This is a genomic window from Microbacterium memoriense (genome assembly GCF_025398275.1).
In the GTDB taxonomy this organism is placed as follows: domain Bacteria; phylum Actinomycetota; class Actinomycetes; order Actinomycetales; family Microbacteriaceae; genus Microbacterium; species Microbacterium memoriense.
The window spans coordinates 37,982-57,685 of the sequence record NZ_JAODOR010000003.1; the positions used below are offsets into that span (position 1 = coordinate 37,982).

18 protein-coding genes are annotated in these 19,704 nt (G+C 68.1%); 14 read left to right on the forward strand and 4 right to left on the reverse strand.

The genetic code is table 11. The annotated features are described in order from the left end of the window. Window positions 1–14: 14 nt before the first annotated feature. Together pknB and N4R40_RS01840 are read right to left on the reverse strand one after the other, a co-directional pair. Window positions 15–1,946 carry a Stk1 family PASTA domain-containing Ser/Thr kinase gene (pknB, locus tag N4R40_RS01835; RefSeq protein WP_261605663.1) on the reverse strand — a complete coding sequence of 644 codons (1,932 nt, stop codon included), beginning with the start codon at window positions 1,944–1,946 and terminating at the stop codon, window positions 15–17. Window positions 1,947–2,005: 59 nt separating this feature from the next. After that, a complete protein-coding gene (locus tag N4R40_RS01840) occupies window positions 2,006–2,968 on the reverse strand; it encodes a LysM peptidoglycan-binding domain-containing protein (protein WP_261605664.1) in 963 nt (320 codons plus the stop codon). Between the two features lie 209 nt (window positions 2,969–3,177). Here N4R40_RS01840 and N4R40_RS01845 point away from each other — a divergent pair, with 209 nt between their 5' ends. Further along, window positions 3,178–3,507 (forward strand): Rv2175c family DNA-binding protein, encoded by a 330-nt coding sequence (locus tag N4R40_RS01845; RefSeq protein WP_261605665.1) that lies wholly within the window; start codon window positions 3,178–3,180, stop codon window positions 3,505–3,507. Between the two features lie 2 nt (window positions 3,508–3,509). On the opposite strand, the gene N4R40_RS01850 is transcribed toward N4R40_RS01845, so the two are convergent. Further along, window positions 3,510–4,601 carry a polyprenyl synthetase family protein gene (locus tag N4R40_RS01850; RefSeq protein ID WP_261605666.1) on the reverse strand — a complete coding sequence of 364 codons (1,092 nt, stop codon included), beginning with the start codon at window positions 4,599–4,601 and terminating at the stop codon, window positions 3,510–3,512. Window positions 4,602–4,663: 62 nt separating this feature from the next. On the opposite strand from N4R40_RS01850, the gene N4R40_RS01855 reads away from it, so the two are divergent. The 10 genes from N4R40_RS01855 (at window position 4,664) to murG (ending at window position 15,493) form a co-directional block, all read left to right on the forward strand. Next, complete coding sequence (locus tag N4R40_RS01855; protein ID WP_261605667.1) at window positions 4,664–5,041, forward strand: DUF3040 domain-containing protein; 378 nt, start codon at window positions 4,664–4,666, stop codon at window positions 5,039–5,041. Between the two features lie 177 nt (window positions 5,042–5,218). Then, window positions 5,219–5,650, forward strand: coding sequence for a division/cell wall cluster transcriptional repressor MraZ (mraZ, locus tag N4R40_RS01860; RefSeq protein ID WP_261605668.1), 432 nt, complete (start codon window positions 5,219–5,221; stop codon window positions 5,648–5,650). 98 nt (window positions 5,651–5,748) lie between these two features. Continuing rightward, window positions 5,749–6,708, forward strand: a complete 960-nt coding sequence (gene rsmH / locus N4R40_RS01865) for a 16S rRNA (cytosine(1402)-N(4))-methyltransferase RsmH (RefSeq protein ID WP_261605669.1) — start codon at window positions 5,749–5,751, stop codon at window positions 6,706–6,708. Further along, complete coding sequence (locus N4R40_RS01870; protein ID WP_261605670.1) at window positions 6,705–7,280, forward strand: hypothetical protein; 576 nt, start codon at window positions 6,705–6,707, stop codon at window positions 7,278–7,280. Before rsmH ends, N4R40_RS01870 begins: the two co-directional genes overlap by 4 nt. Before the next feature lie 5 nt (window positions 7,281–7,285). Then, window positions 7,286–9,097 (forward strand): peptidoglycan D,D-transpeptidase FtsI family protein, encoded by a 1,812-nt coding sequence (locus tag N4R40_RS01875; RefSeq protein ID WP_261605671.1) that lies wholly within the window; start codon window positions 7,286–7,288, stop codon window positions 9,095–9,097. A gap of 30 nt (window positions 9,098–9,127) precedes the next feature. Next, complete coding sequence (locus tag N4R40_RS01880; protein ID WP_261605672.1) at window positions 9,128–10,540, forward strand: UDP-N-acetylmuramoyl-tripeptide--D-alanyl-D-alanine ligase; 1,413 nt, start codon at window positions 9,128–9,130, stop codon at window positions 10,538–10,540. Continuing rightward, complete coding sequence (gene mraY, locus N4R40_RS01885) at window positions 10,537–11,646, forward strand: phospho-N-acetylmuramoyl-pentapeptide-transferase (protein ID WP_261605673.1); 1,110 nt, start codon at window positions 10,537–10,539, stop codon at window positions 11,644–11,646. The genes N4R40_RS01880 and mraY overlap by 4 nt, the downstream gene beginning before the upstream one ends. After that, on the forward strand, window positions 11,643–13,190 hold the full coding sequence (gene murD / locus N4R40_RS01890) for a UDP-N-acetylmuramoyl-L-alanine--D-glutamate ligase (RefSeq protein WP_261605674.1): 1,548 nt from the start codon (window positions 11,643–11,645) through the stop codon (window positions 13,188–13,190). The genes mraY and murD overlap by 4 nt, the downstream gene beginning before the upstream one ends. Then, entirely contained in the window at window positions 13,141–14,409 is a 1,269-nt protein-coding gene (ftsW, locus tag N4R40_RS01895) for a putative lipid II flippase FtsW (protein ID WP_407665814.1), read from the forward strand. Before murD ends, ftsW begins: the two co-directional genes overlap by 50 nt. Window positions 14,410–14,419: 10 nt before the next feature. Then, complete coding sequence (gene murG / locus N4R40_RS01900) at window positions 14,420–15,493, forward strand: undecaprenyldiphospho-muramoylpentapeptide beta-N-acetylglucosaminyltransferase (protein WP_261605675.1); 1,074 nt, start codon at window positions 14,420–14,422, stop codon at window positions 15,491–15,493. Window positions 15,494–15,513: 20 nt separating this feature from the next. On the opposite strand, the gene N4R40_RS01905 is transcribed toward murG, so the two are convergent. Beyond that, on the reverse strand, window positions 15,514–15,882 hold the full coding sequence (locus N4R40_RS01905; RefSeq protein WP_261605676.1) for a GntR family transcriptional regulator: 369 nt from the start codon (window positions 15,880–15,882) through the stop codon (window positions 15,514–15,516). A 90-nt stretch (window positions 15,883–15,972) separates the two neighbouring features. Between N4R40_RS01905 and murC the strand changes: the two genes are divergently transcribed. The 3 genes from murC (at window position 15,973) to ftsZ (ending at window position 19,684) form a co-directional block, all read left to right on the forward strand. Next, the gene (murC, locus tag N4R40_RS01910; protein ID WP_261605677.1) at window positions 15,973–17,373 is read left to right on the forward strand and encodes a UDP-N-acetylmuramate--L-alanine ligase; all 1,401 of its coding nucleotides are present in this window, start codon (window positions 15,973–15,975) and stop codon (window positions 17,371–17,373) included. Window positions 17,374–17,376: 3 nt separating this feature from the next. Beyond that, entirely contained in the window at window positions 17,377–18,375 is a 999-nt protein-coding gene (locus N4R40_RS01915) for an FtsQ-type POTRA domain-containing protein (protein WP_261605678.1), read from the forward strand. Window positions 18,376–18,538: 163 nt separating this feature from the next. After that, window positions 18,539–19,684: a cell division protein FtsZ gene (gene ftsZ / locus N4R40_RS01920; protein ID WP_261605679.1), complete on the forward strand. Its 1,146-nt coding sequence runs from the start codon at window positions 18,539–18,541 to the stop codon at window positions 19,682–19,684. The last annotated feature ends 20 nt before the right edge of the window (window positions 19,685–19,704 follow it).

The following is a 19,704-nucleotide window of genomic DNA, read 5'->3' on the forward strand; positions in this document are numbered from 1 at the left end:
CGGGCCGCGGCGGGTCAGCCAGTGACGGTCAGCTGCAGGGTGATCGTGGTGCCGCGCGCACGCATGTCGCCGGCCTCGGGGTCCTGACTGGTGACCTTGGTGAAGCCATCCGGCCAGGCATCCCACAGGCCGGAGTAGGAGTGGCGGAAGCCCGCGTCATCGAGCGCCGACTTGGCTGCATCACGGCTCATCCCCACGACGCTCGGCACCTCGAAGAGCTGCGGACCCTTCGAGACGATGAGGGTCACCGTGTCGCCGGGGCGGAAATTGCCCTCGTTCTCGCCGATCCCGATCACGATGCCCTTGTCGACGTCGGAGCTGAACTCCTCGACGACACTCGACTCGAGCTCGACGCCCTTCAGGGTCGACGTGGCGGTGTCGACCGTCTCTCCGACGACGTCGGGGATCGGGCCGAGCGACACGTCGAAAGCGACCGTCGATCCCTCGAGTGCCGTGCAGCCGGTCGTGCAGTCCACCGCCTCGCCGCCGCCGGGCGGAGTGATCCGCGCGCCGATGACGGTGCCGTCCGCGGCATCCGTGAAGTACGTCGTCGGGTCGCCGGAGGGTGTGATGAAGAACTCCGCGAGCGTCGCGGTGGCCGCATCCACGCTCACCCCCGACATTTCCGGAAGATCGTGGGATGCCGGTCCCAGCGAGATCACGACGGTGATCTCACTGTCCTTGTCGACGCGAGCGCCCGCGGGGGGATCCGTACCGATTGCCTGCCCCGTGGGTACATCGCGGCTGTGATCCTGGCCTGCGACAGCGACGAGTGACTGCTCCGCCAGCAGAGCCGTCGCCTCTTCGATCGATTTGCCCGAGACATCGGTGACGGCGACGAGCGAGCCCGGCCCCGAGCCGAACCACCAGCCGGCGCCGGCGGCGAGCCCGGCGAGGAGCAGCACGAGAGTGATCAACCAGCCGCCCTTGACGGAGTTCCGGCGCGTCCGCGTGCGGAGGCGCGTGGCGTTGTCGGAGGCATCCGTCACGGTGGGCGCGGTGAAGGTGCCCGGCATGACCTTCGTCATCTCACCGGAGTCGTACGTGTCTTCGTCACGGGTCACGCCCGGCGCAACGGTACGCACGACGTGCGGGAAGACACCGAGATCCTTTTCGATCTCGCGGAGACGCTCGAGCATGACGCGGGCGTCGGTCGGCCGGTCGTCGGGTTCGCGTTCGGTCGCCCACATGACGAGCTCGTCGAACTGCTCGGGCACGCCCGGGTTCTTCGCGCTGGGGCGAGGAACCGAATCGGTCGCGTGCTGGTACGCGATCTGCATCGGTTGCTCACCCTTGTAGGGCTGCTCGCCGACGAGCATTTCGTAGAGCATGATGCCGAGTGCGTAGATGTCGCTTCGCGCGTCGGCCGTGCCGCGGGTGACGAGCTCGGGCGCGAGGTAGGCGATCGTTCCGAGCAGCATCTGCCCGGTCGCCGTGTTCGCCGTCGTCGCGCGGGCGAGCCCGAAGTCGCCGATCTTGATGCGACCGTCTTCGGCGAGCAGGACGTTTTCGGGCTTGACGTCGCGGTGCACGATCCCGGCGCGGTGGGCGGCTGCGAGGCCGGAGAGCACAGCATCCATGATCGTGATGGTCTGGGGGATCGTGAGTCGGCGCTGCTCGCGCAGCAGCTCGCGCATCGTGATGCCCGGGAGGTACTCCATGACGAGATAGGCGAGTTCGCCGTCCTGGCCCTGGTCGAAGACGTTGACGACGTGCGGATCGGCCAGTCGGGCGGCGGCGCGCGCCTCTTGGATGAACCGACCCTGGAACACGGTGTCGTCGGACAGATGTCCGTGCATGACTTTGAGGGCGACTCGGCGTTCGAGGCGCAAATCGGTCGCGACGTAGACCGTCGCCATGCCACCGCGGGCAATGCGAGCGCGGACGCGGTATCGACCGTCGACCAGACGGCCGATCAGCGGGTCCGTCTGCTGGCTCGTGCTCACTTACGAGATTCTACGGATCAGACCCTGTGAGGCCGGGAACGCCTCACCCTGGATCGTCTCTACCCGTACGCGGCGACCCATGCCGTCGCCTGGGTCTCCCACGGTGCATACCGTTCCGGGTATGCCGAGCGCTGGACGGTCTGGGCGACCGCGCCGAACTCCATCTCCTGCCAACCGGGCACGTCGAGGAGTCCCTGCGTGAGCGATCCGTTGGGGTCGTGCGGGCCACCGAAGAACGCCGCGGCGGCGCGGCGCGCATCACGCACCTCGCCCTCCGCGCCCCAGCCTTGGCTCGGCCGCTGCTGGAAGAGCCCCAACGAGTCCCGGTCGCCCCAGTCGAGATTGCGGATCCAGGACTCGACCATTGCGGTCGCGAGAGCGATCGCGATGCCACGGTCGGAGACGCCGAGACCTCGACCCACCTCGATGATGATCTGCGCGTTCGCGATCTGCTCGGCATCGAGCGTCACGATCGGCGCGACCGGAGCGGCCTCGACGACGGCTGTCGGGATCATCGTGGGGGATGCCGGCGCGGCAGCGCCGGGGATGGCGAGCTCCTGTCCGGGATAGATGATCGATCCGCGGGTGAGGCCGTTGGTCGCCAGAAGATCTGTGAGACCGACGCCTTGCGCCTGCGCGATGGCCCACAAGGTCTCGCCGCCGACGACCGTGTGAACGGCCGCCACGGTCGGCGCCGCAGCGGGGGCGGCTGCAACGGGTGCCGCGACGGCGCCCGTGAGCGTCAGGACCTGCCCGGGCCGGATGATGGAACTCCATCCGAGACCGTTCCACGCGAGGACATCGGCGGTGGTGAGCCCGTAGCGTGCGGCGATCGCGCTGACGGTGTCGCCCGGCGCGACGGTGTGCGAAGGGGTGAGGACGGATGCGGGCACCACGAGCGGTGCGGCTGCCCGGAGAGGGAGCGGAGCCAGCGGCCGGCTGTGTGTGCGTTCGCCGTCGACCGCGCCTGCGGGAGTCGCCGTCAGTGACAGCGCGATCGTCCCGAGGACGGCCGTGGGCACCGTGAATGATCGAGACGCCAGGGTGTGAAGTCGTCGCAAGATCTTCCCTTCTTTTGACCTGGCCACCGTGTCACGGATGTCAACTCCTGTCAACGGGTGATAAAGAAGGGGCTGGTGTGACTGGAGTGATTTCCGGTGCGAGCGCGACGCGGCATCCCGAAGGGTCGCGGCGGTGGAATAGTGGAGGGGTGACTGGCCAGACCCCTGAAATGACACCGACCGAGTGGCTGACGATGCCCGACCTCGTGGAGCGCCTCGATGAGTCGCTGGGGCGCGTCCGGCGTCTGCTCGACGACAAGTTCCTGATCGGTTCGCGGCGGACCGGTGTCTTCGCGGTTCCCGAGGTCTTCGTGATCGACGATCACCCGCTGCCGTCGCTCCGTGGCACCGTGATCGTCCTGCAGGATGCGGGATTCACCGACGACGAAGCGATCGACTGGCTGCTCAGCCACGAAGAGGCCATCGGTCGAGCGCCGATCGCGGCCCTGCGCGAGGGGCGCAAAGCCGAGGTGCGGCGCGTCGCCCAGACACTCGCCTGACGTCAGGCGATGCGGACCGTCGCCTCGTGCGCGAGGTCACGGAGGACGCCGACGGCCGATGTGCCGAGCGGAGCTCCACGCAGCGCGCGGTCGCCGTCGTCGGCGTAGCGCGTGATGTGTTCCTCGACGCGTGCGAGCGCTCCGGAATCGATGATCGTCTGCTGGAGCGCCGAAATCTGGGATTCGTCCAGCGTCGGGTCGCCGATCAGCTCGTCCACGACGCGACGCGCTCCGGGCGCGAGTGCCTCGCGGGCGTAGGCGATCAGGAGCGTCCGTTTCCCTTCGCGCAGGTCATCGCCGGAGGGCTTGCCGGTCACGGCGCTGTCACCGAACACCCCCAGCACGTCATCGCGCAGCTGGAACGCGAGGCCGAGCGGATGACCGAAACCGCTGAGCGCATCGGATTGCGCCGCGCTGGCGCCGGCGAGGGCACCGCCGAGCAGAAGCGGATGCTGGATCGAATAGCGCGCGGACTTCAGTGAGGCCACACGCAGTGCTCGCTCGGCCTGAGCGCTGTCCGGAGCCGTCAGGTAGGCGGCTTCTTCGGCGAGGTCGAGGAACTGACCCACGGTGACTTCGCGACGCATCATGGCGTAGATCTCCCGCGCGTCCGCCGCGTAAGCGCTCGATCGGATTCCCTCCTCCAGGAGATCGTCGCTCCAGGCGACGAGCAGATCGCCCAGCAAGATCGCTGCCGAGCGGCCGAAGCCACCGGCATCCCCGGCCCAGCCCGCGTCCCAGTGGCCGGCCTCGAAGGCGCGATGTGCGGCGGGGTGTCCGCGTCGCGTGTCCGAGTTGTCGATGATGTCGTCGTGCACGAGCGCCGCCGCGTGGAAGATCTCCAGAGCGGCAGCCGCGGCGATGGCGTCGTCCGCGATGGGGAGCGGGCGCCCGCCGCGGTACTCGGCCACGGCACGCCACCCCGTGAGGCAGAATCGCGCACGGAAACGCTTTCCGCCGGTGACGGCCGCGGTGCCGGACTGCACGAAACCGGCCGCTTCTTCGCCCCACGCGTCCGCGGACGCCCGCTGCTGGGCGGTGAATCTTTCCAGTCGCTGGGAAACAGCCTCGATCGGGTCCGCAGGAGCGCTCACGGGCCTAGCCTAGTTCTCGAGTGCATGCGTAGAATCAGTGCACGGGAGCCCGAGGGGGATGCATGCCACTGTCAGAGCAGGAACAGCGTCTGCTCGATGAGATGGAACGTCATCTCATGAGCAAGGACGCCGACGTGGTCACTGCGCCCCGAGAAGGTCAGACGTTGAGCTATCGCAACATCGTCTACGGCTCGATCCTGGTGCTCCTCGGCCTCGGTGGTCTCATCGCCGGCGTCTCCACCGACCTCGTCGTCGTCGGGGTTCTCGCGTTCGTCGTGATGGTTGTCGGGGTCGTCCTCGCAGTGACCCCCAATCGCAACGGCGGCACAGCGACTCGTGCCACCACGGGCGAGCGGAAGTCCACTCCCGCAGCCCCCGCATCCTCGTCCTTCATGGACCGCATCAACGACCGCTGGGACCGTCGCAACGGCACCGAGTAGTCCGCGCGCCCCGAGCGGGCCGCGCACGCAGAAAGCACCGACCTCCGGGTCGGTGCTTTTTTTGTGTGCGTGGGCGTATCGAGCCGGAAAGGCGGACAAAAGGATAGTGATGTGGAGGGAAGTGGAGTAAAGTGGTGCCCATAGACGACGGCCGGGTCGACGAAGGGGGAGGGTGCGATGCTGCTGGGCACCTACACCCCCAAGCTCGACGACAAGGGCCGCGTCATTCTTCCCGCCAAATTCCGCACGGATCTCGGTGACGGTGTCGTTGTCACGCGCGGCCAGGAGCGGTGCCTCTACGTGTTCAGCACGAAGGAGTTCGAGCGCGTCTACGAGAAGATCCGCGAAGCGCCGCTCACCAACAAGCAGGCGCGCGACTTCCAGCGCATGTTCCTCGCCGGCGCGAGCGACGAGAAGCCCGACAGCCAGAGCCGCATCACCCTGCCGCCGCACCTGCGGACCTACGCCAGCCTCGGGCGCGACCTCATCGTGACCGGTGTCGGTGCGCACGCCGAGATCTGGGACGCGCAGGCCTGGAGCGACTACGCCGCCGACAACGAAGACAGCTATTCGGACATGGAGCAGGAGGTGATCCCGGGCTTGTTCTGATTCGTGGCCGTGACTCCCAGCCGCACGCCCTGACACACTTCCCCGGTGCCAGGTCGCGGCGGATGGGGATCACGACTCCGAATCACGGCCCTCACATCATGGACCTCCACGACATCCACACTCCCGTTCTCCTCGACCGCTGCGTCGAGTTGCTCGGCCCGGCTCTGCAACGCGACGGCGCCGTCCTGGTCGATGCCACCGAGGGCATGGGTGGGCACTCCGAGGCGCTTCTGGAACGCTTTCCGAACACTCGCCTGATCGGGCTCGACCGTGACACCGACGCCCTGCGCATTGCGGGGGAGCGGCTCGCTCGTTTCGGAGATCGCGTCACGTTGGTCCACACGGTCTACGACGGCATCGCCGAGGCGGTCGCTTCGGCCGGCGCGCCGCAGGTCGACGGCATCCTGTTCGATCTCGGGGTCTCGTCGCTGCAGCTCGATGAAGCCGGTCGTGGCTTCGCCTACTCGCAGGATGCGCCGCTGGACATGCGCATGGACCAGACCGCGGGCACGACGGCGGCCGACATCGTCGCCACGTACGGCGAGGGTGACCTGCGTCGCATCTTCGAACGTTACGGAGAAGAGAAACTCGCCGGCCGCTACGCGCGAGCGATCATCGCGGCACGAGCCACGGCGCCCATCGAGCGCTCCGGCCAGCTCGTGGAGATCCTCATCGCCGCGACCCCCGTCGCCGTGCAGCGTGAAGGACGTGGACACCCGGCCAAGCGTGTCTTCCAGGCCCTCCGCATCGAGGTCAACGCCGAACTCGCCGTTCTCGAGAACGCGATGCCCGCGGCGCTCGGCGTGCTGAACGTCGGTGCCCGCATCGTCGTCATGTCCTACCAGTCCCTCGAAGACCGGCTCGTGAAGCGCGTCTTCGCGGATGCCGCCGCCTCGACCGCGCCGCCGCGGCTGCCGGTCGAGTTGCCGGAGCACGCCCCCCGCTTCCGTCTCATCACCAAGGGCGCCGAACTGGCATCCGATGAGGAGCGCGCGCGCAACCCGCGCGCCACCCCGGTGCGTTTGCGCGCCGCCGAACGAGTGAGGGAGGCCTCGTGAGCGCTGATCTGCTGGCTGTCGCCCTCCCCGCACCCGAGCGTGCGCGCACGCCTCGACTGCGGGCCGTTGCCGCCCCGCAACCCGCGCGTCGCCCCCGTTTGCTCTACGGGCTGGTCGCCGTCGCGGGGGCGCTGCTGATCGGCGCGACCCAGATGGGCCTGTCGGTCCTCACGACCCAGACGTCGTACGACATCGCGACGCTGACCCAGGAGAACCGCGCTCTTGGCTGGCAGAAGCAGATGCTCGAAGACCAGGTTGCCGGCCTCAGCTCGCCGCAGTATCTGGCCGCCAACGCCTCCGCTCTCGGCATGGTCGTCGGTCAGCCCCCCAGCTACCTCCGCCTGAGCGACCACGCGATCATCGGTGACAGCGCCGGCGCGACCGGGGCGACGTCGATCGACGCACTGACGAAGGCGGCGGTCCCCAACGCTCTCGTGGGTGGGGTACCGCTCGTCACCGATCCCGCATCCAGCCTCAGCAGCGGCGCCACCGTTGATGCGGCCATCCTGACCGCGGATTCTTCGACACCCCCTGCGATCGCCGAGGGTCTGCCGACCCCCGCCACACACTGAGATATATGACGACTCGAGCCACCCGCAGCCCGCGCCGCCGCACCGTCGTCGCCCTCGCTGTCGTCCTCGTCGTCCTCTCGGCGTTCGTCGTGCGTCTGGTCGACATCCAGGTGGTCAACGCGAGCGACCACGTCAAGGATTCGCAGGACTACGCGACCGGGACGACGGTCACTCTCCACGGTGCCCGCGGTGACATCGTCGACACGACGGGCACGGTGCTGGCTGACAGTACGGTGCGCTACGACGTGCAGATCGATCCCGCTCTGGCGATCAAGGGCGCTCCGCAGCGCGATGCCGACGGCGTGCTGATCAAGGACGAGAACGATGACCCGGTGATCGTCCCGTGGGAGTCGCTCGCGGCACAGATCGCGGCCATCACGGGCCAGTCCGCCGACGACGTCATCAAGATCGTGGCGGATGCTCTGGCCATCAACCCCGAGTCCCAGTACGCGCTGATCAAGCAACGGGTGTCGACGGAGGAATACCGGGCACTCGCCGATCTGAGGGTTCCGTTCCTCGCCTTCCCGACGGATCCGTCGCGCACGTACCCGGATGGCGCCGTGGCCGGGAACCTGATCGGCTTCGTGGGGTCGGACGGCACCCCCCTGGAAGGTCTCGAGAGCCTGCAGGACTCGTGCCTGGCCGGCGCAGACGGAAAGCTCACCTACCAGCGCGGTGCCGACGGGGTCATCATCCCGGGCACCGAGGTGGAAACCCCCGCGACCGACGGCGGCACCCTCCGCCTGACGATCGACTCGGACCTGCAGTGGTACATGCAGCAGCTGATCGCGGAAGAAACCGATCGCCTGCAGGCCAATTGGGGCGGAATCATGGTCGTCGAGACGGCGACCGGGAAGATCCGCGCCGCGGCCGAGTCCGAGACGGTGGACCCGAACGATCCGGGAGCATCCGACGCCGAGAGTCGCTCGTCGAAGCTCCTGCGCTACTCGTATGAGCCGGGGTCGACGTTCAAGCCCGTCACGGCGGCGACCGGCATCGATGTCGGCGTCCTGACGCCGTTCACGTCGGTCTACGACCCGGATCGCATGGAGTTCCCCAACGGCGCCGTGATCAACGACGACGAGAAGCACGACCCGATGACACTGACGCTCAACGGCGCACTCGTGCGCTCGTCGAACGTCTCGCTGTCGCAGTTCGGCGCGATGATCGATCCTCAGACCCGTCTCGACTACCTGAAGAAGTTCGGCGTCGGTCAGGGGACGGCGCTCGACTGGTCGGCCGAGCCGTCCGGCAGCTACCACGAGGTCGCCGACTGGGACAACCAGACCTACTACGCGACCACGTTCGGTCAGGCCTTCACCGTGACGGTTCCGCAGGTCGCGAGCGTCTACCAGACGATCGCGAACGGCGGTGTGCGCCAGCCGCTGTCGTTCGTCGAGTCGTGCACGAGCGATGACGGCACCGTGACGGCACCGGAGCTGCCCGACCCGGTACAGGTCATCAAGCCGGAGACCGCGGCGCAGGTCGGACAGATGCTGGAGAACGTCTTCGTTCAGGGCACGCTCGCCGAGGACATCGCGATCCCGGGCTACCGGATGGCGGGCAAGACGGGTACCGCGCAGGTCCGTAACGGCGCGGGCGGATACAAGGACGGCGTCTACTTCACGTCGCTTGTCGGCTACGCGCCCGCCGACGATCCGAAGTACGTTGTCATCACGGTCTTCGACGAGCCCCAGACGGTTCGCATGTCGTCGGCCAACCGCACGTCGTTCAAGAAGGCCATGACACAGGTGCTCACGCACTACCGGGTCATGCCGTCCGACTCGACGACGCCTTTGCTCCCCGTGACACCGTGACGCGCCCGCCGGCGTGAGGAACCAGACACCATGATCCGCATGACCCTGGCCGAGGTGGCCACAGCTGTTTCAGGAACCCTGGAGCCGTTCGGCGCCGATGCGCCCACGACCGTCGTGGAAGGCGCCGTCGACACCGACTCGCGGATGATCGCGCCCGGTGACATCTTCGTCGCGAAACCCGGGGAGACCACGGACGGTCACCTCTTCGTTCCCGGGGTGGCCGAAGCAGGGGCGTCGCTGGCGATCGTCGAGCATCGGGTGGATGCCGCCATCACCCAGATCGTCGTACCCGATGTCATCGCCGCTCTCGCAGACCTCGCCCGCGAGGTCGTCGCGCGCGTGCGCGCCGGAGGCAACCTCACCGTGGTCGGCATCACGGGGTCCAACGGCAAGACCACGACGAAGAACCTCCTCGAGCGCATCCTGCAGGACGAGGGCGAGACAGTCGCGCCCCGCGCGTCGTTCAACAACGAGGTCGGCGCGCCCCTGACGATGCTCCGCGTCACGCCGGAGACGCGCTACCTCGTGTGCGAGTTCGGTGCGGCGGGCCCCGGCCAGATCGCGCGATTGGCCGGACTCGTCACGCCCGACATCGGCGTCGTGCTGATGGTCGGCCTCGCCCACGCCGGCGGTTTCGGCGGCGTGGAGGCGACCCTCAAAGCGAAGACCGAGTTGGTCGAGGCGATCCGCCCCGGCGGAATTGCTGTCCTCAACGCCGACGACGCCCGCGTGGTCACCATGGCGGCCGTCGCGGAGTCGCGGGGCGTCTCCGTGCGGTGGTTCGGGCGGGGCTCCGCTGCCGAGATGCGTGCGGAGGACGTCGAGGTCACGGCATCCGGTACGACCTGCACGATCGTCGTGGGGGAGAAGCGGATGCCGCTGCGCCTGCGAGTGCTCGGTGAGCATCACGTCATGAACGCCCTTGCGGCGCTGACCGCGGCACGGGAGATCGGGGTTCCCCTCGCGGATGCGATCGCGCGGCTGGAGACGGTCGAGATCGCCGAACGGTGGCGGATGCAGCCCCTCGGCTCGGATCGCGTCCGCATCATCAACGATGCCTACAACGCGAGTCCCGACTCGATGGCCGCGGCCCTGCGCACGCTCGCACAGATCGTGGAACCCGGCCAGCGCAAAGTCGCCGTCCTCGGCGCGATGAGTGAACTCGGAGAGTACGCCGGCGAAGAGCACGATCGCGTGGGGCTTCTCGCGGTGCGCCTGCGGATCGAGCGGATCGTTGTGGTCGGCCCGGACGCGCGTCGCCTCTTCATCTCCGCGATCGGCGAGGGGTCCTGGGACGGCGAAGCGGTGTTCTTCGCGACGGCCGACGAAGCCTATGACTACCTGCTGGGTGAGCTGCGCGACGGCGACCGCGTGCTCGTGAAGTCCTCGAACTCCGCCGGACTCCGGCATCTCGGTGATCGTCTGGGAGAATCGTTCTCGTGAGATCTCTCCTTGCCGCCGCCACGATCTCGCTCGCGTTCACGCTGTTCCTGACGCCGCTCTTCATCCGCCTGTTCGAGAAGCTCGGCTGGGGTCAGGTGATCCGCACCCCCGACGATGCGAGCAACCCGAACCACCACGCCAAGCGCGGCACGCCCACGATGGGTGGTGTCATCTTCATCCTCGGCGCGGTCATCGGCTACCTCGTGGGCACGCTCACAGGCGGCGCTCCGCCGACGATCTCGGGCCTCTTGGTCATCTGGATGATGGTGGGGCTCGGCGTCGTCGGCTTCATCGACGACTACATGAAGGTTCGTCAGCAGCGCAGTCTCGGTCTCTCGGGATGGCGAAAAGTGATCGGACAGATCGCGGTCGCGGTGCCGTTCGGCATCGTTGCGCTGAACTTCCCCAATACGTACAACCAGACTCCCGGGTCGCCCTACATCTCGTTCTTCCGCGACATCCCGATGCTCTCCTTCATGGCGCTCGGCGCGATCGTCGGCTGGATCCTCTATCTCGTCTGGGTGTCGTTCCTCTCGGTCGCCTGGTCGAATGCGACCAACCTGACCGACGGACTGGATGGCCTGGCCACCGGTGCCGGCATCTTCACGATCTCGGCCTACAGCCTCGTGACGTTCTGGCAGTTCCAGCAGCGTTGCCACAGCAGCGACCTCGTCGACACCTACGTCTCGGCGTGCTACCCGACGCGTGACCCGATGGACCTCACGATCATCGCGGCATCCTTCGTCGGAGCCCTCGTCGGGTTCATGTGGTGGAACGCTCCGAAGGCGAAGATCTTCATGGGCGACGTCGGCTCGATGGCGATCGGCGGCGTCATCGTGGCGATGTCGGTGCTCTCGCGCACCGAGATCCTCGCGGTCGTCATCGCGGGTGTCTTCATCATCGGCCCGGGTTCGGTGATCCTGCAGCGCTACTACTTCAAGGCGACGGGCGGCAAGCGTCTGTTCCTGATGAGTCCGTTCCACCACCATCTCGAGATGCGCGGCTGGCCGGAGATCACGATCGTCGTGCGCATGTGGATCATCGCGGGCATGCTCGCGGTGGCCGGGGTGGGTCTGTTCTACGTCGCCTGGCTCGCCGCACTATGACCACGCGTCTGGATTCGCTGACGAGCTGGCACGCCGATTGGACGGGTCTCCGCGTCGCCGTGCTGGGTTTGTCCGTCACCGGTTTCGCGGTCGCCGACACCCTCGCCGAGCTGGGCGCGGACGTCTACGTCTTCACCGAGCGGGCGGACGAGGAATATGGGCGTCTGCTGCCGGTCATCGGCGCACGCCTGTGGACCGGGCCGCTGGGCAGCGTCCCCGAGTCGTTGTCGGAGTTCGCCCCCGAGGTCGTGGTCGCGTCGCCCGGATTCCCGCCGCACCACCCGGTGATCTCCTGGGTCCGCGACGCGGGAATCGCCCTGTGGGGCGATGTCGAGCTCGCGTGGCGCGTGCGCGACAAGATCACGCGACCCGATGGCAGCCCGGCCGATTGGCTCCTCATCACAGGCACCAACGGCAAGACCACCACGACCCGGCTGGCGGCGACCATGCTCGCCGCCGGGGGGCTTCGTGCGGCGCCGTGCGGAAACATCGGCGTGCCGGTGCTCGATGCCGTCCGTGACCCCGCCGGATTCGATGTCCTGGTCGTCGAACTCTCCAGCCACCAGCTCTGGTACCTCTCGCTGCAGAGCGGACCGGACCCGCTCTCACCCGCCGCGAGCGTGTGCCTCAACCTCGCCGACGACCACCTCGAGTGGCACGGCTCCGCCCGCGCGTATCGCGATGCTAAAGCGTTCGTGTATCAGCTCACCCGTGTGGCCTGCGTCTACAACAAGTCCGACATCGCCACCCGGGAGATGGTCGAGGATGCGGAGGTCCTCGATGGATGCCGTGCCATCGGCTTCGATCTCGGTGTGCCTGGACCGAGTGACCTCGGCGTGGTCGACGGCATCCTCGTGGACCGTGCGTTCCTGGAGGAACGCCACACGAGTGCGCTCGAGCTGACCACGATCGCCGAGCTCGCCGAGCGAGGGCTCTCCGCCCCGCACATCGTCGCCAACACGCTGGCGGCGGCGGCACTGTCACGTGCGCTCGGCGTCACTCCGGAAGCCATCCGCAACGCGCTCCGTGACTTCCAGCTCGACCCGCACCGGATCGAGGTCATCGCGGTCGCCGCCGGCGTCACCTGGGTCGACGATTCGAAGGCCACCAATCCGCACGCGGCGGACTCATCGCTGGCCGCCTATCCCGGCGCCGTGTGGGTTGTCGGGGGGCTCCTGAAGGGTGTCGACATCGCAGGGCTGGTCGCCGGCCGCGGGTCGCGCGTGAAGGCCGCGATCGTCATCGGGACCTCGCGGAGGGAGATCGCGGAGGCGTTCGCACGACACGCGCCCGCGGTTCCCGTGTTCGAGGTCGACCACGCCCAGACTGAAGACGTCATGACAGAGGTCGTCGACCTGGCGGCGGGTGTCGCGCGTGACGGAGACGTGGTCCTCCTCGCTCCGGCTGCGGCATCCTTCGATCAGTTCGAGTCCTATTCGGACCGGGGGCGGCGTTTCGCCGACGCCGTCCGCCAGCGGATCGGGAGGGGGATCGGTGGCCACCACGACATCGCACCGGACCCGTCCGGCCAATCCGACTCCTGACCTGACTCCCGAGCCGCAGGGATACGCGGCGCGCGTCTCACTCGGCCGGGTGTTCACGCCGGTGCCGAGCGAGTTCCTCCTGATCGCGTCGACGGCGCTCCTGCTCACCGGCTTCGGCCTCGTGATGGTCCTGTCCGCGACGATGGCGCGATCCGTGGCCGACGGCGAAAGCCCGTTCGAGGTCGTGCTCAAGCAGGGCGTCTTCGCGATCATCGGCATCCCCCTGATGTTCGTGGCGAGCCGCTTCCCGGTGTCGTTCTGGAAGAAGATCGCGTGGCCGGCGTTGATCGTCACCACGGCCTTCCAGCTGCTGGTCTTCGTCCCCGGCCTCGGCGTCAACGACGCCGGAAACCGCAACTGGATCAACATCGCCGGTATGCAGATGCAACCGTCGGAGTTCCTCAAGCTCTCCCTCGCGCTGTGGCTCGGGTATGTCCTCTACCGCAAGCAGACGCTGCTCGGCCTGTGGCGCCACGTCTTCATCCCGGTCGTCCCGGTGGGCGGCCTGGTGATCGGCACCGTCCTCGGTGGGCACGACCTGGGAACCGCCATGATCCTGATGGCCATCCTTCTGGGATGCCTCTTCTTCTCCGGCGTGAAGCTGCGCATCTTCGTGCTGCCGCTGCTGCTGGTGGTGGCGGTCGTCGCCGTGTTCGCGGTCACGAGCCCGAACCGCATGGCCCGCATCCTGAGCAACTTCAACGTCGACACGCTGGACTGCTACTACGCCGCCGTCGGCGACTGCTATCAGGCCGTGCACGGCGTCTGGGGACTCGCCAACGGTGGCATCTTCGGCTTGGGCCTCGGCAACTCGCGCGAGAAGTACGGCTGGTTGCCCGCGCAATCCAACGACTACATCTTTGCGATCCTCGGTGAAGAGCTCGGGCTGATCGGATGCCTGGTCGTCCTCGCCCTGTTCACCCTGTTCGCGGTCGGCTCCTTCCATGTGATCCGCAAGACCCACGACCCGTTCGTGCGCATCGTCGCCGGGGGGATCACGGTCTGGGTCGTCGGTCAGGCCGTCGTCAACATCGGCGTCGTCCTGCGCATCTTCCCCGTGCTCGGCGTCCCGCTGCCGTTCATGTCGCAGGGTGGCACGGCCCTGCTGTCGGTGCTTCTCGCCTGCGGTGTCCTCCTGTCTTTCGCGCGGAGTCTGCCGGCGCGCACCGAGATCGCCGTTCCCGTTCAGCGACCCGGGCGTCCCGTCCGCGCGCGGTAGTCTCGATCCGGTGACGACTTACCTGTTGGCCGGCGGCGGAACAGCCGGTCACGTCAATCCGCTTCTCGCCGTCGCCGATGCGCTCCGGGCACGGGACGCCCAGGCATCCGTTCTCGTGCTCGGTACGCGGGAAGGGCTCGAGACCAGACTCGTTCCCGAACGCGGGTATGAGCTGCTCTTCGTCGACAAGGTGCCGTTCCCGCGGCGGCCGAACGGGGCCGCCGTCCGCTTCCCGGGGAGCTTCTTCCGCGCGATCGCACAGGTGCGCACGCATATCCGCGCCCACGGCGTCGATGTGGTGGTCGGCTTCGGTGGATACGCGTCGGCGCCCGCCTACCTCGCTGCACGCCGAGAAGGCGTGCCGTACGTCGTCCACGAAGCCAATGCGAAGCCCGGGCTCGCCAACGTCCTCGGTGCCCGCGCGGCAGCCGGCGTCGGCGTCGTCTTCGAGGGCACACCGATCCGCGGTGGACGCGTCGTCGGCATGCCGTTACGGCGCGAGATCGTCGAACTTGATCGCGCTGCCCGGCGCACCGAGGCCGCCGCAGCGTTCGGGCTCGATCCCGCACGCCCCGTGCTCCTCGTTTTCGGCGGATCGCTCGGTGCGCGTCGGCTCAACGACACGCTTGCCGAATCCTGGCGGGACATCGTGGACGCCGGGTGGCAGCTCGTGCACGCAACGGGGGAGCGCAACGAGGCGACCGACCCCGGGCATCCGGATTATCACGTCGTGCCGTACCTGGACCGCATGGACCTCGCCTTCGCGCTGGCGGATCTGATCGTCTCGCGATCGGGGTCGGCGACCGTCGCCGAGGTCAGCGCGCTCGGCATCCCCGCCGTCTACGTGCCCTATGCCGTGGGCAACGGCGAGCAGGCGCTGAATGCGGCCTCGGCCGTGCGCGCGGGGGCGGCGAGAATCATCCCCGATGCGGAATTCGTCCCGGCCCGTCTGGCGTCGGAGATCGTCCCGCTCCTGCAGGATGCCGCCGCGCTGGCCGCGATGCGCACTGCCGCCGCGACGGTCGGCACGCGCGCGGGCACCGAGAACGTCGTCGCGATGATCGACGCCACGCTCGCCCGCTGAAACCTGCGCCGTGAGGCTGGTCAGGCGCGCAGTGCGGCGGAGACCAGCGCGAGCGCCTGATCGACATCCAGATTCAGGCTGCGGATCTGCTCGGCGAAGGCTGTCGCAGCGCGCTGGGCTTGCTGCACGGCGGCGTCGCCCTGCGGCGAGACGAAGCTGCCATTCCGCCCGCGGGTCTCGATGAAGCCGGATGCCTCCAGTTCGCGGTACGCGCGCGCCACGGTGCCCGGCGCGAGCCCCAGGTCATCGGCGAGGCGCCGCACGGTCGGCATCCGAGAGCCGGCGACGAGGGCTCCGGAGGACACGGCATCCATCACCTGACTGCGCACCTGTTCGAACGGCGGGGCAGCGGATGCCGGATCCAGGGCGATGAGGGAGCGGACATCCATACGTCGTTCGTACCCCGTCCGGATCGTGCTGTCCACCTCGGGCGCGCCCTCGGCCGGGCCCGAGGTGCGGCGATCTAGACTTGTCGAGCCATGATTCGACCCGACCTCACCCTCCCGATCCCTGCGGACATCACGGCCGCGCACTTCATCGGCATCGGAGGATCCGGCATGTCGGGACTCGCCGGGATGTTCCTGGACCGCGGCATCCGCGTCTCGGGATCTGACCGTGCCGACAGTGCGGCCCTCCGCGCCCTCGCCACCCGCGGTGCGACCGTGCACGTCGGCCACGATGCCGCGAACCTTCCGGACGACGTCGACACGGTGATCCACACCGGCGCGATCTGGCCGCAGAACCCGGAGTTCCTCCTCGCGAAGGAGCGTGGCCTGCACGTCATCCACCGCTCGCAGGCGTTGCACTGGCTCATCGGCGGCCGCCGCCTCGTGTCGGTGGCCGGCGCCCACGGCAAGACGACCTCGACCGGCATGCTCGTCACGGCGTTGCGCGCACTCGACGCCGACCCCACGTTCGTCAGCGGCGGCGTCATTTCCGACCTCGGCATCTCCAGTGGCACCGGTGCAGATGATCTCTTCGTCATCGAGGCGGACGAGTCCGACGGCACCTTCCTGCTGTACGACACGTCCATCGCCCTCGTCACGAACGTCGACCCCGACCACCTCGATCATTGGGAATCTCGCGACGCGTTCTACGACGGATTCGTGCGCTTCGGGAACGAGGCCCGTGAGGCGGTCGTGATCTCCTCCGACGACCCCGGCGCGCAGCGCGTGGCCGCGGCGTTGACACACCCGAACGTCATCACGTTCGGCACGGATGCCGCCGCCGACGTCCGGGTCGGAGATATCGTCACCTCCGGTCCCGTGCGCTTCACGCTCACGCACGCCGGGGTCACGGTCGACGGCGCACTGGCCGTTCCCGGCGCCCACAATGCGATCAACGCCGGTGGCGCCGTCGCGGTTCTCCTGACACTCGGGTTCGCGCTCGAGCCGGCCCTGCGCGCGGTCGAGGGTTTCGGTGGAACGGTGCGCCGGTTCGAACTCCACGGCGTCGAGCGCGGCGTCAGCGTCTTCGACGACTATGCGCACCACCCGACCGAGGTCGCGGCCGCACTTGCGGCGGCGCGGAGCGTCGTGGGCGCGGGCCGGATCATTGCGATCCAGCAGCCTCATACATATTCGCGCACGCAGGAGATGTACCGCGAGTTCGCCGAAGTGCTCGAAACCCACGCCGACCACACGGTCATGCTCGACGTCTACGGGGCGCGCGAAGACCCCGTTCCGGGGGTCACGGGCGAGCTCGTCAGCGATGCCTTCGCCGATCCGTCGCACGTTCACTACGTCGCCGACTGGCAACAGGCGGCCGACTATGCGGCCTCGGTCGCCCGTGACGGCGACTACATCATCACGCTCGGCTGTGGCAACGTGCATTTGATCATCCCGCAGGTGCTGCAGGCCCTCTCCGGAGCGCAGGACTAGCCGATGCAACGGCCTACGCCGCTGCCGGCGTCGACGCCCGGCTCGAGGCCGGCGGCGAACCCCGAGCAGGAGATCGCGTTCACGCCCATCGGTCCGCCGATCACGGCGCCCGAGACGCGCGCGATCGATCCCGATGGCACCGCGCCGATGGAGTCGTTGTGGCATGACGTGCCGGAGGACGCTGTCCGCCCGGTGCCGCTCGCGCCTGCGGTAGAGCCCGCACCGGGCGTCGACCCCGAGGTCGGTGTCCGTGATGTGTGGGCCGCCGCGCGGGCGCGCCGCCGTGCGCTGCGCGCCGAGGTCCGCCGCTTCACGGCCCGTCAACGGCGGCGGCGGATGCTGTGGATCGGCATCGCATCCGCATTCATGCTTCTCGTCCTCGGCACGCTCGGCGCCGCCTACAGCCCATTGTTCGCCGTCGAGCGCGTGCAGGTCGTCGGCACATCCAGCCTGGATCCCGGGGCGGTCGAAGCGGCACTCTCCGGTCAGATCGGAGTGCCGCTGTCGCTCGTGGACTCGTCGGAGGTCAAGGCCGCACTCGTGCAGTTCCCTCTCGTGGAGACCTACACGCTCGAGGCGCGTCCGCCGCATGACCTCGTCGTCCGGATCGTCGAGCGCACACCGATCGGGTCGGTGCAATCCGCCGCCGGATACACGCTCGTCGATGCCGCCGGTGTCGCACTGTCGACGACGGCCGAGCCGCCCGCCGGACACCCCGTGATCGAGGTCACCGGGGGAGTGGGGTCACCCGCGTTCGAGGCGGTCGGCACGGTGTTCCGCGCCTTGCCGGACAGCATCCGGGCGCAGGTGACCGGCATGACGGCAACGACGGCCAACGACGTGACGCTTTCTCTCGGCGGACCGGGAACCTCGGTCGTCTGGGGCAATGCCGACGACTCCGAGTACAAAGCGATTGCGCTCGAGACGATCATGGCGGCACGTCCGCCAGAGGGCGTCTACAGCTATGACGTGTCCGCGCCGGACGCCGTCGTCGTCCGCTGAGCGAACTCCCGGATCTTTCTGCGCGACACGCCCACCGCCTCGGGCCGCGTGTGCGTCGCCCCGCATACCTTCAAGTCAAGGAATTGCATACTCGGCAATTCTTTAAACCTCAACTAGAGGTTCAAGGTTTACAGACAGTGGTTCGGGACACGAAGGAGCCGGCATGAGCCAGAACCAGAACTACCTCGCGGTGATCAAGGTCGTGGGTGTAGGTGGCGGTGGCGTGAACGCCGTCAATCGGATGATCGACCTGGGGTTGCGGGGTGTGGAGTTCATCGCGGTGAACACCGACGCCCAAGCGCTCCTGATGAGCGACGCGGACGTCAAGCTCGATGTCGGACGTGAGCTCACGCGCGGCCTCGGTGCCGGCGCCGACCCAGAGGTGGGTCGCCGCGCCGCAGAAGACCACGCGGAGGAGATCGAAGAAGCGCTTGCGGGCGCCGACATGGTCTTCGTCACCGCCGGTGAGGGTGGCGGAACCGGCACCGGTGGTGCCCCCGTCGTCGCCCGGATCGCCAAGTCGATCGGCGCGCTCACGATCGGTGTCGTCACCAAGCCCTTCTCCTTCGAGGGTCGACGCCGTCAGAGCCAGGCCGAAGCCGGCGTCGCGAAGCTCAAGGAAGAAGTCGACACCCTCATCGTCGTGCCGAACGACCGGTTGCTGGAGATCAGCGACCGCGGCATCTCGATGATCGAGGCATTCGCGACCGCAGACCAGGTGCTCCTCGCCGGTGTCCAGGGCATCACCGACTTGATCACGACGCCGGGTCTCATCAACCTCGACTTCGCGGACGTGAAGTCTGTCATGCAGGGCGCCGGATCTGCGCTCATGGGCATCGGCTCGGCGCGCGGTGCTGACCGTGCGATCAAGGCTGCCGAACTCGCGGTCGAGTCCCCGTTGCTCGAAGCATCGATCGAGGGCGCGCATGGGGTGCTGCTGTCGATCCAGGGCGGGTCGAACCTCGGCATCTTCGAGATCAACGATGCTGCGCAGCTCGTCAAGGAGGCGGCGCACCCCGAAGCCAACATCATCTTCGGTACCGTCATCGACGACACGCTGGGCGACGAGGTGCGGGTCACCGTCATCGCCGCGGGATTCGACGGCGGTGAACCGCAGACGCGCATCGAGCCGATCACGGCCCAGCGCACGGTCGTTCCGCCCGTTCTGCCGCAGGTGTCTGCCGATGAAGCCGCGCGCGAGGTCGTGGTGGCCGAAGAGCGCCAGCCGGTCTCGGTGACGGCATCGACCGAACCGTACGACTCGGTCTTCGGCGATGACGATCTGGACATCCCCGACTTCCTGAAGTAACCGATCGACAAGGCTCAGTG

Bases quoted from the DNA above. Each gene is read 5' to 3' on its own strand.
- murD (WP_261605674.1), top strand. From the start codon at position 11,643: ATGACCACGCGTCTGGATTCGCTGACGAGCTGGCACGCCGATTGGACG.
- N4R40_RS01875 (WP_261605671.1), top strand. From the start codon at position 7,286: ATGACGACTCGAGCCACCCGCAGCCCGCGCCGCCGCACCGTCGTCGCC.
- N4R40_RS01855 (WP_261605667.1), top strand. From the start codon at position 4,664: ATGCCACTGTCAGAGCAGGAACAGCGTCTGCTCGATGAGATGGAACGT.
- murC (WP_261605677.1), top strand. From the start codon at position 15,973: ATGATTCGACCCGACCTCACCCTCCCGATCCCTGCGGACATCACGGCC.
- ftsZ (WP_261605679.1), top strand. From the start codon at position 18,539: ATGAGCCAGAACCAGAACTACCTCGCGGTGATCAAGGTCGTGGGTGTA.
- N4R40_RS01905 (WP_261605676.1), bottom strand. From the start codon at position 15,882: ATGGATGTCCGCTCCCTCATCGCCCTGGATCCGGCATCCGCTGCCCCG.
- mraZ (WP_261605668.1), top strand. From the start codon at position 5,219: ATGCTGCTGGGCACCTACACCCCCAAGCTCGACGACAAGGGCCGCGTC.
- rsmH (WP_261605669.1), top strand. From the start codon at position 5,749: ATGGACCTCCACGACATCCACACTCCCGTTCTCCTCGACCGCTGCGTC.
- N4R40_RS01845 (WP_261605665.1), top strand. From the start codon at position 3,178: ATGACACCGACCGAGTGGCTGACGATGCCCGACCTCGTGGAGCGCCTC.
- N4R40_RS01915 (WP_261605678.1), top strand. From the start codon at position 17,377: ATGCAACGGCCTACGCCGCTGCCGGCGTCGACGCCCGGCTCGAGGCCG.
- N4R40_RS01880 (WP_261605672.1), top strand. From the start codon at position 9,128: ATGATCCGCATGACCCTGGCCGAGGTGGCCACAGCTGTTTCAGGAACC.